Source organism: Janthinobacterium sp. TB1-E2 (assembly GCF_036885605.1).
Lineage (GTDB): Bacteria > Pseudomonadota > Gammaproteobacteria > Burkholderiales > Burkholderiaceae_D > Janthinobacterium > Janthinobacterium aestuarii.
Genome location: NZ_CP142523.1, coordinates 101164 through 115271, shown reverse-complemented (window position 1 = coordinate 115271; position 14108 = coordinate 101164). Strand labels below are relative to the sequence as shown.

Genomic DNA, 14108 nt, shown 5'->3' with positions numbered 1-14108 from the left:
GCAACAGGAAAAATGGATCATCGCATGGAACGCGGCGGCGCCGTTCATTTTTTCAAGCTCATCGCTTCAACCCTTCCTGCAGCATGCCCAGCATGTCATTGGCCGACATGCGCGCGGCCGCATCGCTGCCTTCCAACAGACTGTCGGCCAGGTCGCGCTTGTGCTGGTGCAATTCGACGATGCCTTCCTCGATCGTATGTTTCGCCACCAGGCGGTAGATGGTGACGGGGCGCAATTGCCCCATGCGGTGAGCGCGGTCCGAGGCCTGGTCTTCCACGGCCGGATTCCACCACGGATCCATGTGGATCACGTAATCGGCCGCCGTCAAATTGATGCCCATGCCGCCCGCCTTCAGACTGATGAGGAAAACATCGCCGTCGCCCGCCTGGAAGGCGTCGACGCGGCGCTTGCGCTCCTGCATCGGCGTACTGCCGTCGAGATACTGGTAGCGCACGCCATGCTGTTCCAGATGCTGGCGGATCAGGGTCAAATGGTCGACGAACTGGCTGAAGACGAGCACCTTGTGGCGGTTTTCCAGCAAGCCCGACAGCAGTTGGGCGAACGCCGCCAGCTTGCTGCTGGCCAGGCCCAGTTCGGGCGCCACCAGCTGCGGATTGCAGCAGGCGCGGCGCAGCTTCATGATCTCGGCCAGGATCTGGATGGCTTTCTTGGACGCCGGCCCTTCCACCATGGCCAGCTTTTCCAGCGCTTCGCGGCGCAACGATTCGTACAGCGCCGTTTCCTGCGGCGACAATTCCACTTCCAGCACGATTTCCGTGCGCGACGGCAATTCCGACAGCACTTGCGTTTTTGTCCGGCGCAGGATGAACGGCGCGATCAGGCGGCGCAAGCGCAGGCGCGCGCCGGCCGCCGCCCGCTTGTCCTGATCCTTCTCGATGGGCCCCGCGAAGCGCAGGTTGAACTGGTCGAGGGTGCCCAGCAAGCCGGGGTTGATGAAGCGGAACAGGTTCCACAATTCGCCCAGGTGGTTTTCCAGCGGCGTGCCGCTGGCCACCATGCGGAAGTCGCCTTGCAGGGCCATCACTGCTTGCGAGCGCTTGGTCGCGCCATTCTTGATCGCCTGCGCTTCGTCGAGCACGATCGTATGCCAGTGCACGCCGGCAAACATGGCCGCTTCCTGCTGCAGCAAGCCATAGCTGGCCACCACCACGTCGAACGGCTGCAATGTATCGAGCATGTCGGCGCGGTCGCCGCTGCCGAACAGTTTGATGTTCAAGGTGGGCGCGAAGCGCTGCGCTTCGCTGATCCAGTTCATGCAGACGGACGTGGGGGCGACGACGAGGGTGGGGCCGTTCGGCGCGCGCGCCAGGATCAGGGCCAGCGCCTGTAACGTCTTGCCGAGGCCCATGTCGTCGGCCAGGCAGGCGCCCACGCCCCAGTGCGCCAGGCGCGCCAGCCATTCGTAACCGGCCAGCTGGTAGTCGCGCAAGTCCGCCTGCAGTGTGCTGGGCAGTTGCGGTTGATAGTCGTCAAGGGCGCGCAGGCGCAGCAAGTGTTCGCGCCACAATTTGTCGGCGTTCACGCCGCCCGCATCGTTGGCCAGCTCTTCCAGCGCGAAGGCGGCCAGCGGGTGGATGTGCACGCCGTCGGCATGCGCCTCGCCATACGCGGCCAGTTCCGACAGTCGCCGGTGCAGCTCGTCGCTGAGGGCCAGGAACTGGTTGTCGCCCAAGGCCACGAAGCGGCTTTTATTGTTCTGCATCAAGTCGAGCAGGGCGCGCAAATCCATCACCTTGTCTTCATCGATCTGCACTTCGCCGCTGGCGGCAAACCAGTCTTTTTCACTCTTGATATTCAGGCGCATCTGGCCGCTGTCGATGCGTTTCGACACGCGCATGGTTTCGCCCTCGGGCCAGGCCAATACCATGCCATTCGGGTCGAGCGCTTGCAGCTCGACCAGCAATTGCAGGCCCAAGGCAGGCTGGCCCAGCAGCCATTCGCCATGCTCTTCTTCCGCCTCTTCCAGCACCAGGCATTTCCCGATCAGCTGGCGCTGCGCTTCGCGTTCCGCGTTCAGGTCGCGCCGCGCTTGCACGGCCCGGCCTGCCACATCGGCAAACACGCTTTCGGCGCCGCTGCCGGGCGCATAGTAGGCGCCGTTGTCGAGCAGTGGGCGGACTAAAATCTGCATTTTCAGGCCCTGCTGGTAGGGCAGCAAATGCACATGCAGGCGGTGGTCGGCCGTGATCGCTTCCGCGTCGCCGGCGCCGCCGCCGATGTCCGATTGTACGGTGACCATGGACGAGATGGCGCCGATGGCCTGCATCACCTGTTTTTCCGCATGCAGGGGCACGGACAGGCCCAGGCCCACGATGGCGCCGATGCGCCGGTGCTCGTCGAGGATGTGCACGACGCGCAAGCGCGTCGGCGTCTCGCGCTGTACCACGACATTGCTGCCGCTGTCGGGCAGCGGCGGCTGCATGCCCAGCCACAGTTGCCCCTCGTGCGACTTGATCAGCAGTTCGGGCGCGCCGGCGATCAGTTCCACGCGCGTGTCGGGGTTGTCGAGCCAGAAGACGAGCGGGTGGCCGACGAGCAGGACGGCGGCCTTGTCGAGCTCGACTTCATAGCGCGGCGCCGATGAATAGTATTGTTTGAACGGCGCGATGCTGCCGGCCGCGCGCGCGTCTTGCGGCGTGAGGAAATCGATGTCGCCCGCTTCCTCGGCCAGGCGTTTCAGGCCCATGGCGCGGCCCTTGCTCCAGCCGCCGCGCGCGTCGCGTTTCTGCTCGCGCACTTCCACTGCCGTGAGACCAAAGCGCGGATCGAACGCCACCAGCCATACGAGCCGCGACACGCCGCCCAGCGCTTCGGCGGGCGCGTTCTGCTGCAGGTTGATGAGCGCGCTCAGCTGGCGCTGCCACGCTTCCTGGCGTTCGAACCACGGCGCCATGTCCGTCAATCCATGTTGCGCCCGCTTGGCCGTGGCATAGCGCTCCTGCTGCGGCTCGCCCATCAAGCCCAGCAAGCCGGCCGCCTGCGCGGCGATCAAATCGTAGCCGGCGGCGTCCGCTTGCTGCACCAGGGCTCGCAGCTGGTCCTTGCGTTCGGCCAGTTGTGGTAGCGCCAGCCAGTAGTACAGCAAGGCCTGGAACAGCTGCGGCTGCAGTCCCGTTTCCCAACTGCGCGTGGAAATGCTTTCCGCCTGCTGCACGCCGGCGCGCACCAGGCGCAAGGTGTTCAGTTGCTGGTAGACGATGCTGTCGTGGTTCGGCTGCGCGTGCAGCGCGATATCGAGATAGTTTTCCGCGTTTTTCAGCAGCTTGGCATCGTTGCCGCGCAGCAGGGCCAACACATACAGGTGGCCGCCGATGCCCGTGAAGCACAGCTTGCGCTTGCCCGCCTCCTTGCGCAGCCCTTTCAAGGCCGTTTCAAAGCCGGCCACGGCGTGCGCATGTTCGCCGCGCAACAGGGCGATGCTGCTGTCGACAAACAGCGCCTGCGGCCCCTGCTGGCCTGCCAGGTAGCGGGCGGCCGCGTCGAGTTCGCCGCACAGCAGGGCATCTTCGGCCAGGGCCAGCGGCAGGGCGGCGCCGATATGGTCGCCGGCGGCCGCCTGGCGCGCATGGTGGGCGCGCGCATACGTGCGGATGGCGTGCGCCGTGGCCGGCTCGCGCGGAGCGTTGCCCAGCAGCACGGCGAGTATGTCATCCTGCAATTGCGGCATGACGAAAGACAGCATTTCCGGCTCGAACGGGCGGCCGAAAATCTCGATCAGCGGATGCAGCTGCTGCGCTTCGTAGCACGCCATGCAGGCGGCCAGGATGGCGGCCACGTGGCGCACCTCGTCGTTGCGCAGCAGGGCGATGCGCAAACGCGCCACGCCTTGCCGGTAGCTGCGCAATTCCACATAGCCATCCCAGTTGCGGCGCACGGGGTTGATCAGCTCGATGGCCTGGCACAGGTCGCGAAACACCAGGTGCTCGATGGCGGCGCGCATGGCGGGCCAGCGCAATTTCGCTTCGCAGGCAAAGCCCCGTCCCACCACTTCGGACGCCAGCGCGTGCCGCGTCAAATGCTGCAGCATGTTCGTGACGGTGAGCAGGGCGAACGGCGTGCCATCCGGCTCGACGACATTGGCGCGCTGCAAGTGTTCATACACGGCATGCTTGCCCACCGGTTCGCCCGCGATGGCCAGCAGGGCCAGGATCATCTGCTCGTGCTGCTCCAGGGCGGCAAATTCGTCAAGCAAGAGCTGGTCTGTCATGCGGACAAATTGGCGATGTGGACGGGCGGTTCGCCGGCCGCCACTGGCAGGCCGAACACGCGCTGGTAGAAATACAGTTCCGCGTCCAGCGTGCGCACGATGTTTTCCGCCTTGCGGAAGCCGTGCCCCTCGCCTTCGAGCGGCACATAGGCGACGGGCACGCCGCGCGCCTGCAGGGCGTCGACCATCAGCTGCGACTGCTGCGGCGGCACGACCTTGTCGTCGAGGCCCTGGAAGAAGATCATCGGGCGCGACAGTTTATCCGTGTGGTGGATGGGCGAGCGCTCGCGGTACAGGGCCTCGGCTTGCGGCTGCGAAGCGATCAGGTAATCGGTGTAGCGCGATTCGAACTTGTGCGAATCGTCGTCCAGGCCCTTCAGGTCGGATACGCCATAGTAGCTGGCGCCGGCCTTGAAGACGTCGTGGAACGTCAGTGCGCACAGGGTCGTCAGGCCGCCCGCGCTGCCGCCGCGGATGATCAGGCGTTCCGGATCGGCCAGGCCGTTGGCGGCCAGGTAGCGCGCGCCGGCGATGCAGTCTTCCACGTCGACGATGCCCCATTGCCCGCGCAGCGCGTCGCGGTATTCGCGGCCGAAGCCGCTGCTGCCGCCATAGTTGACGTCGAGCACGCCGATGCCGCGGCTGGTCCAGTATTGCGTCGCCAGTTTCAAGGTATTGCTGGCCATGCTGGTGGGGCCGCCATGGCTGATGACGATGACGGGCGGTAACGTTCCCGCCGGCGCCTGCACGTCGCCATTGGTGGGCGCATAAAAGAAGGCGTAAGCCGTGCGGCCATTGCTGCTTGGAAAACTCAAGCTGCGCGGCACGGACAAATACTCGAGCGCGGGCAATTGTGCGATCGACTGCGCCAGTACTTCCAGCTCATGGTTGGACAAATCGATGCGCGCCAGTTCCAGCGCGATGGTCGGGCTGCCGCCCAAGAGCGCGACGAAGCCGGGGCCCACGCGCAGTTCGCGGATTTCCTGGTAGGGATGCGGTATCGGCTCGAGCTTGGCCGCCGCCACGTTCAATTGCGCCAGGTAGCTGACGCCGGCCTGGATATATGTGCAGACGATCTCGTCGTCGGAAAGAAAACCGTACATGCTGCCGCCGAAGGTCCAGTGCGGCGTGGCAAATTCCGCTTCCATCGGGCACAGCGCTTCGATGTCGGCGCCATGCAGGCGGTACAGATTCCACCAGCCGCTGCTGTCGGAAACGAAGTGCAGCAAGCCGTTCGGCGACCATTCCGGCTGGCAAATCGACTCGCGCGCGCCGCCGGCGATCAGGCGCGGCGAACCGAGGCTGCCGTCCGCCTGCACGTCGGCCAGCCACAGTTCCGTGCCTTGCCACGGCAGGCGCGGGTGGTCCCAGCTGATCCAGGCCAGCTGGCTGCCGTCCGGCGACAAACGCGGCGCCGCATAGAAATCGTGGCCCCGTGCCAGCACCGTTTCACGCCCGTCGAAGCCGACGGCCGCCAGGCTGTTTTCCGGATGCGCATGGCCTTCCGCCGGGTGCTGTTCGCGCACGGCGATCAGGCGGGAACGGGCCGCATCGACAACGAAGTCCGCGTGGCGCGTGTTGCCGCCCGTGGTGAACGCTTCGGGCGCGCCGTCGCCGCTCACGCGGTACAGGCAATTGTCGGCAAAATGCGAGAAATACACGGTATCGCCGGCCACGGCATACGCGCCGCCGCCGTATTCATGCACGCGGGTGCGCACATTGGACGGCGCCGGCGTCAGTTCATCGACACGCGCACCGCGCTGGCGCAGCAAGGTATTGCGGCCCGCCTCGCTGGCGCGCCCGGCCAGCCAGAACACGTCGGCCCCATCCGCACCGCCCAGGGCCAGCTGCGTCAGCGGCGAAGCGCCGGCGGCGACGATGGCCGCGCTGATCGGCGATGGCCAAATGCCATAAGGGGTGCTGGATGCGGTCGAGGTCATGCGGGCTCCGTGTAGTGAGGGGATCAAGGGCCGCCAGGCAGGGTCAGGGCGCGCGGCGGCGTGCATCATCATAATGGAAGGGCAGGCACAACGAAAGTCATCGCTGTGCGTGGCAAATGCTGCAAAGCGGCACCGGAATCAATGAAATGGCAGCGATTGGATGCGATAATACCGCTTCTCCAAGCTCGATTGCCTGCCATGCCACAATTTGCTCCGCTCCAGAATGATACTTTCCTGCGCGCCCTGCTGCGCCAGCCAACTGAGCACACCCCTGTCTGGCTGATGCGCCAGGCGGGCCGCTACCTGCCCGAATACCGCGCCACGCGCGAGCGGGCCGGCTCCTTCCTGGGTCTGGCAAAGAATCCCGATTACGCGACCGAAGTGACCTTGCAGCCCCTCGAGCGCTTCCCGCTCGACGCGGCGATCCTGTTTTCCGACATCCTGACGGTGCCTGACGCCATGGGCCTGGGCCTGTACTTTGCCGATGGCGAAGGCCCGAAGTTCGAGCGTCCGCTGCGCACGGAACAGGACGTGAAGGCGCTGCAAGTGCCGGACCTGGAGTCGCTCGACTACGTTTTCAATGCCGTCACGCAAATCCGCACGGAACTCAATGGCCGCGTGCCGCTGATCGGTTTTTCCGGCAGCCCGTGGACCCTGGCGTGCTACATGGTGGAAGGCGGCGGCTCGAAAGAATTCCACACCATCAAGAAGATGCTGTACAACCGCCCGGACCTGATGCATCACATCCTGGCCATCAACGCCACTTCCGTGGCGCAATACCTGAATGCGCAAATCGATGCCGGCGCGCAAGCCGTGATGATTTTCGACTCGTGGGGCGGTGCGCTAGCCGACGGCGCCTACCAGGAATTCTCGCTGGCCTACATGCAGCAAGTGGTGGCACAGCTGAAACGCGACAAGGATGGCGTCAAGATTCCCGCCATCGTGTTTACCAAGGGCGGCGGCCAGTGGATCGAGCAGATCGCCGACATCGGCGCCGATGCCGTGGGCCTGGACTGGACCGTCAACCTGACGCGCGCGCGCCAGCTGGTCGGCCATAAAGTGGGCTTGCAGGGCAATCTCGACCCGGCCATCCTGTTCGCCAGCCCCGAGCAGATCCGCGCCGAAGTGGCGAAAGTGCTCAACGCGTTTGGCGCGCCATCGGCAGGCACGGGTCACGTATTCAACCTGGGCCATGGTATTTCCCAGTTCACGCCGCCGGAATCCGTGGAAGCCATGGTGGAAGCCGTGCACAGCATGAGCCGCGCCATGCGCAGCGGCCAGTAAGTATTCGCTTCCCCCTGGTTCAGGGGCAAGAAAAGGCAGGCTTTCCAGCGGAAGCCTGCCTTTTTCTTTGCTGCGCCTTAGCAAGAAATACCGACTTATGCACAATTTTTTTTGCTGCGGAAATAAGAGGCACCGTAAAAGCCATGCCCGGGGATGCTCTGCAAGTGCTTGATTATTAAGACATAAAAAATCCATTGTTCGGCGGACTTTGTTGCTATTGATAAGGTTATTCTTTCGTTCGCTTGCCTTATTCCTTCATTGTCCACAAAGTTATCAACAGATTCTGTGGATAAAATTGAAAAGTATTTTGTTAACCGATACTTAGCGCCGATGTTCAGGTTTCACCTGAAGTGCATGTTGCAGTGCATGATAATTGAACAATGTTTCGCCGCTCGTCAGCTAAAAACGAACGCTTGCCCGGCAATTGTCAACTTTGCTTCATTCCTCCCGTATTTTTGCGGATCGCATGCATCAAAACGGTGCTGATTTCTGTATAAATACATTACAAATGGTTCAGTTATGCACAGCGGCGGAAATGCCCTGTGGATTTATGGCTTCCCGGGCATCAATTTTTAAGCCATTGATTTTAAAAGGGTAATTTTTCTTGCGTGCCGCTCTTGACGGCGATCGAAATTTTCTGTCCACATTTTTCTGAAAGTTAATTTTGCTTTGTCCACAAAGTTATCCACAGAATTTTCTTCAGGCACGATGACACGCGGTCCTGCCTGCCGTTAGGTGTTTGATGGACGAAACAAGTATCATGGCCCGCTGGCTTGATGCCGGACATCCCGCGCGCCACCGACCCTGCGGCGCGCTTTTTTATTGAGATAGGCCCACCTTCCATGTCGCAGTGCATTTTGACGTCGTGCATCCTGAAAATCGCGCTCGACACGCCCTTGAACGCCCTGTTCGACTACCGCTGGAACGCGGCGGCCGATGCCGGTGCGGACGCTGCCGCACCGCTGCCGCAAGTGGGGCAGCTGGCGCTGGTGCCGTTCGGCCGGCGCGAAGTGATGGGGTTGATCGTCGGCGTGTCCGACAGCACCGACGTGCCCGCCGCGAAATTGAAGGACGTGCTGGCCGTGCGCAGCCAGCTGGCGCCGCTGTCGGAACAGTGGCTGGCGCTGGCCGCCTTTGCCGCCGACTACTACCAGCGCCCGCTGGGCGAAGTGGCGCTGCCCGGTTTGCCGAAGAATTTGCGCGTGCTCACCACCGTGGCGCTGGACCGCGCCATCAAGAAGCTGGGCAAGTTGGCCGACGCACACGACGGCACGCCGCTGAACATGCCGGCCCTGAATCCCGCCCAGCAGGAAGCGGCAGACGCCATCGGCGGCGCCCAGGGTTTTAAGCCGACCCTGCTGTACGGCGTGACGGGCAGCGGCAAGACGGAAGTGTATCTGCAAGCCTGCGCCCAGGTGCTGGCGCGCGAGGACGATGCGCAAATCCTGATTCTGGTGCCGGAAATTAACCTCACGCCCCAGCTGGAAGGCAATATCCGTGCGCGCTTTCCCGGCGTCATGCTGGCTACCTTGCACAGCAGCCTGTCCGAGGGCGAGCGCATGCTGCACTGGTTGGCCGCCCACCAAGGCCAGGCGCGCATCGTGCTTGGCACGCGGCTGGCCATCCTGGCGTCGTTGCCGAAGCTCAAGCTCATCGTCATCGACGAGGAACACGATCCTTCCTACAAGCAGCAGGAAGGCTTGCGCTATTCGGCGCGCGACCTGGCCGTGTGGCGCGCCTGGCAATTGCAGATTCCCATCGTGCTCGGTTCGGCCACGCCCTCGCTGGAAAGCTGGCACCACGCACAGACGGGGCGCTACCGCAAGCTGGAATTGCGCGAGCGGGCCGTCAGGAATGCGGTGTTGCCACGCGTCAAGATTCTGGACATGGAGCGCGACAAGCCGAAAGATGGCCTGACTTCGCATCTGGTAGCCGCACTAAAACTGCGCATGGAGCGCGGGGAGCAGTCGCTGCTGTTCCTGAACCGGCGAGGCTATTCGCCCGTCATCTGCTGCGAATCGTGCGGCTGGATCAGCAATTGCACGCGCTGCACCTCGTTCATGGTGCTGCACAAGCCCGAACATCGCTTGCGCTGCCACCATTGCAGCCTGGAGTTGCGCATCCCCCGCCATTGCCCCACGTGCGGCAACGTCGACTTGCAGCCGCTGGGCCGCGGTACGCAAAGGGTGGAAGAGGGCTTGCAGCAATTGTTTCCCGAGGCGCGGATTTTGCGCATCGACGCCGATTCCACGCGCAAGAAAGGCAGCGCGCAGGAAGCGTTCGACACCGTGCACCGGGGCGAAGTCGATATTCTGATCGGCACGCAGATGGTGGCCAAGGGCCACGATTTCAAAAAGCTGACCCTGGTCGGCATTTTGAATCCGGACACGGCCCTGTTTTCGCAGGATTACCGGGCCAGCGAACGGCTGTTCGCGCAATTGATGCAGGTGGCGGGCCGGGCCGGGCGGGCCGCGCAGACGGAAGGGGGCAGCGTCAGTGAAGTGCTGATCCAGACGCGCTATGCGCGCCATCCGCTGTACGACGCCGTCGTCAACCACGATTACGACCATTTCGCCACGACCTTGCTGGAAGAGCGGGCGCAGGCGGCGCTGCCGCCGTATCTGTTCCAGGCCCTGCTGCGCGCCGAGGCGCCCGAGCTGGCCACGGCCATCGAATTCCTGCAGGCGGCGAAAGAGTGCATGGAACACCCGCAGGTGACCATCAATGACCCGATTCCCATGAGCATGACGCGCGTCTACAACGTGGACCGCGCCCAGCTGCTGCTCGAGTCCGCCTCGCGGCCCGCGCTGCAGGCGTTCTTGAAGGAATGGTTAGCCGAGCTGCGCGCCATGAAAACGCGCGTGAAATGGTCGCTGGAAGTGGACCCGCTCGATATTTGATTACTGCAGGTAGTTGCGGGCCGACTTGACGATCTGTTCCGACAGCAGCTTGGTAAACGGCGTGTCCAGGGTCCAGGCATGCCAGCTCAGTGCCACGTCCAGGGTGCTGCCCGGCATCAGGTCCACGAGACGGCCCGCCGCCAGCGCTGGCGCGGCCAGGCGCTGCGGCATCAGGCCGTAGGCCAGGCCATCCTGGACGCAGCCGCGGCGCGCCGCTTCCACCGGCAAGGTGTGGTGGGGGAATGGTTCACGCATGCTCAATTGTTCAGCGAGGAAACGCGCCAGCAAGCTGTGCTGGCCTACGACGGCCGGTGCCAGTTGCACCGCCTCGGCAATAAAACCATCGCCGAACCAGTGCCCGGCAAACACGGGCGTGGCCACGCAGACATAGCGCAAGGTACCCAGCGGCGTGACGCTGGTGGCCGCCGCCGCGTCGATCGCTGTGCCGGACTCGGCTGCCACGCAGCCAAACACGGAGCCGTCGCGCACCATTTGCAAGGCGCTGTCGCTGTCGGCCAGGCGCACGTCGAGCTGGCAGCGCGGCGGCGCCAGCAGGGCGGACAAGGTGTCGGGGAACCACGTGGCCAGGCTGTCGGCATCGATGGCGATGGCGATTTCCGGCATGCTGACGCTGTTGCCCAAGTCGATGTCGAGCGACGCTTCCATCAGCTTGACGTTGCGGTGATGCACGATCAGGCGCTGGCCCAGGCCCGTCGGTACGGCTGGCTGGCCACGGATGATCAGCAATCGCCCGCTGGCGTCTTCCAGCGCCTTGATCCGCTGCGAGACGGCCGACTGGGTGATGCCCAGCGCCAGGGCGGCCTTGTCGAAACTGCCATGGCTGGCCACGGCGTCCAGCACGGCCAGCGCGCGATAATCGAGTGATCCCATTAGCTCAGCTTATAAATTTTAAAAATGATTAGTTATACTAATGCATATATTGCTGCAAAGTAAAACCTTATTTTCGGCAAACGGGTAGTATCGAACGCTGTGAGCAACCTCAGTGGATGGATAGCACCATGAAGACGATACAAGTGGATGTGGCCGTGATCGGCAGCGGCACGGCCGGCATGACGGCGCACAGGGCGGCGCGCATGCAGGACAAGCGCGTGCTGATGATAGAAAGCGGACCGTACGGCACGACCTGCGCCAGGGTGGGCTGCATGCCCAGCAAACTCCTGATCGCGGCGGCTGAGGCGGCCCATGCCGTGGCTGCCGCGCCCGCTTTCGGCGTGCATCCGGGTCCCGTGCGCATCGATGGCCGGCAAGTGATGGCCAGGGTGCGTAGCGAACGCGACCGCTTTGTCGGCTTCGTGCTCGACGGCGTCAATGCGATTCCCGAGGAAGAAAAACTGCGCGGCCATGCGCGCTTCATCGGCCCAGGCAAGCTGCAGGTGGATGATCATACGATCGTCGAGGCCGCCAGTGTGGTGATCGCCACCGGTTCCACGCCCATCGTGCCGCCCGAGTGGCAGGCGGCGGGCGAGCGTGTCATCACCAGCGACGCCGTGTTCGAGTGGACGGATTTGCCCAGCTCGGTGGCCGTGGTCGGCAGCGGCGTCATCGGCCTGGAACTGGGCCAGGCGTTGGCACGCTTGGGCGTGCGCGTGACCTTGTTCGCGCGTGGCAATAAAGTCGCGCAGCTGACGGACCCGCTGGTGTTGCGCGAGGCGGACGCCGTGCTGGCGCGCGAACTCGATATCCGTTTCATGACCAAGGTCGCGCATATGGCAAAAACGCCGGACGGCAGCGGCATACTGCTGACCAGTCGCGATGACGCCGGCGTGGAAAAAACCGAGCAGTTCGAGTATGTGCTGGCCGCCATCGGCCGCGCGCCGAACGTGGACAAGATCGGCCTGGAAACGGCGCAAATCGAGCTCGACCGTCACGGCATTCCCCTGCATGACCGGCACACCATGCAGTGCGGTAAGAGCGCCATCTTCATCGCTGGCGACGCCGACAACGAACTACCGTTGCTGCCCGAAGCGGCCGACGAGGGCCGCATCGCGGGCGACAACGCGGCGCACTTTCCCAATGTGAAGCCGGGCTTGCGCCGCACGCCGTTGACGATCGCCTTCACGGAACCGCAGATCGCCACCTTGGGTGCCACGTACCAGCAATTGTGCGTGAGCCACGCGGGCCGCTTTGCCGTCGGCGCCGTGTCGTTCGGCAACCAGGGCCGCAGTCGCGTGATGCTGCAAAACCAGGGCTTGCTGCGCGTGTATGCGGAATTCGGCAGCAAGCGCTTTCTCGGCGCCGAGCTGATCGGCCCAAGGGCGGAACACCTGGGTCATCTGTTGGCCTGGGCTTGCCAGGCCCAGCTGACGGTGCCGGTCATGCTCGAGATGCCGTTCTATCACCCCGTCATCGAGGAAGGCGTGCGCACGGCCTTGCGTGAACTGGCGCTGCACCTGGAAAAAGACCCGGAACACGCGCCCGGCTGCGCCGATTGCACTCCCGGACCTTGAGTGCAACTTTATGATTTACATAATTTTGTAGACAAGCTCACATGATTGCGCGATCATCGCTTCCACATTGAAATATTGATTAAAAGCAAAAAACATTTCAATTGGTATATGCCGCCCATGCCGCAATGGTAAAAAGGGGAGCGGCTGGCGATGACACGGAGACGATGTGAAAATTCGGCGCATTTATGCGGGAGAACTCGCACTGGGCGTGGCCCTGCCTTGGGACGTGCACAGCGAGACGGGCGGCTTGCTGGCCAGGCTGGGCCATGTCATCAGCAGCGAGAACCAGATCGCATTGTTGCTGGCGCGCGGCGTCATCGCCGATACCAGCGCCGACGTGCCGCGCACGGCCACGGAAGCACCGTCGGCCCTGCGCATGCTCAACCTCGTCACGGCTGGCCTGGCCCTCGTCTTGCCGGCCATTGCCGCCGGGCAGGAGGACAGCCATTTATCCCTCGCGGCGCTGGCGCAGCTAGTGGAAGAGGCTGTTGTTCTGGACGCCGACGTGGCGCTGGCCTGCATCCTGCACAACCAGGGCGCGGGCGACTTTGCCGTGCGCCACAGCGTCGACACGGCCGTCATCACGGCCTTGCTGGCGCGCGCCCTGAAACTCGATGACGGCGTGATCCGCAGCGTGGTGCTGGCCGCGCTGAGCATGAATGTGGGCATGCTGGAACGCCACGCCCATTTCCAGCACAAGGCGGGGCCGCTGGACGCGCAGGAACGCGCCTATTTGCGCGCCCATCCGCAAGCCGGTGTCGACTTGCTGCGCGCGGCTGGCGTGACGGATGCCGTCTGGCTGCAGGCCGTGCTGCAGCACCATGAAAATATCGATGGCAGCGGCTATCCGCTGGGCACGCAAGGCGAGGCGATCGGGATCGGCGCGCGCCTGATCATGCTGGCCGACCGCTATTGCGCGCGCGTATCGAAGCGCAGCTACCGCCAGCCTTTGCTGCCGAACGTGGCCCTGCGCGAAATGCTGATGGCCGACAAGGCCACCCTTGATGCGCCGCTGGCCTCGCTGCTGGTGCGCGAGCTGGGCATTTATCCGGTCGGCACCTTCGTCAAATTGCTCAATGGGGAAATCGGCGTCGTCACGCGCAAGGGCTTGAATGCGACCACGCCGCACGTGCAGTCGCTGGTCGGCCCGCGTGGCGCACGCCTGGACGTGCCGCTGCGGCGCGATACGCGCGTGGACTTGCATGCGATTCGCGAAGTGCTGAGCGCCGAGCAGGCGGGACTCCAGTTTCGCCCCGATCAGTTGTGGGGCCGCAGCGCGCGGGTTTGA

At 63.8% G+C, this 14108-nt stretch carries 7 protein-coding genes; 4 read left to right on the top strand and 3 right to left on the bottom strand.

Going from position 1 to position 14108, the window contains the following annotated elements:
- Positions 1 to 58 precede the first annotated feature (58 nt).
- Both OPV09_RS00465 and OPV09_RS00460 read right to left on the bottom strand, forming a co-directional pair.
- Complete coding sequence (locus tag OPV09_RS00465) at positions 59 to 4228, bottom strand: DEAD/DEAH box helicase (RefSeq protein ID WP_338680140.1); 4170 nt, start codon at positions 4226 to 4228, stop codon at positions 59 to 61.
- A complete protein-coding gene (locus OPV09_RS00460) occupies positions 4225 to 6168 on the bottom strand; it encodes a S9 family peptidase (protein WP_338680139.1) in 1944 nt (647 codons plus the stop codon). The genes OPV09_RS00465 and OPV09_RS00460 overlap by 4 nt, the downstream gene beginning before the upstream one ends.
- Positions 6169 to 6366: 198 nt before the next feature.
- On the opposite strand from OPV09_RS00460, the gene hemE reads away from it, so the two are divergent.
- Together hemE and OPV09_RS00450 are read left to right on the top strand one after the other, a co-directional pair.
- Positions 6367 to 7452: a uroporphyrinogen decarboxylase gene (gene hemE / locus OPV09_RS00455; protein ID WP_034753867.1), complete on the top strand. Its 1086-nt coding sequence runs from the start codon at positions 6367 to 6369 to the stop codon at positions 7450 to 7452.
- A gap of 842 nt (positions 7453 to 8294) precedes the next feature.
- Entirely contained in the window at positions 8295 to 10352 is a 2058-nt protein-coding gene (locus OPV09_RS00450; RefSeq protein ID WP_338680138.1) for a primosomal protein N', read from the top strand.
- Here OPV09_RS00450 and OPV09_RS00445 read toward each other — a convergent pair whose 3' ends face one another.
- Complete coding sequence (locus OPV09_RS00445) at positions 10353 to 11243, bottom strand: ArgP/LysG family DNA-binding transcriptional regulator (RefSeq protein ID WP_338680137.1); 891 nt, start codon at positions 11241 to 11243, stop codon at positions 10353 to 10355. It abuts the gene before it with no gap.
- 128 nt (positions 11244 to 11371) lie between these two features.
- Here OPV09_RS00445 and OPV09_RS00440 point away from each other — a divergent pair, with 128 nt between their 5' ends.
- Positions 11372 to 12820 (top strand): dihydrolipoyl dehydrogenase, encoded by a 1449-nt coding sequence (locus tag OPV09_RS00440; protein WP_338680136.1) that lies wholly within the window; start codon positions 11372 to 11374, stop codon positions 12818 to 12820.
- A gap of 166 nt (positions 12821 to 12986) precedes the next feature.
- A complete protein-coding gene (locus OPV09_RS00435; RefSeq protein ID WP_338680135.1) occupies positions 12987 to 14108 on the top strand; it encodes an HD-GYP domain-containing protein in 1122 nt (373 codons plus the stop codon).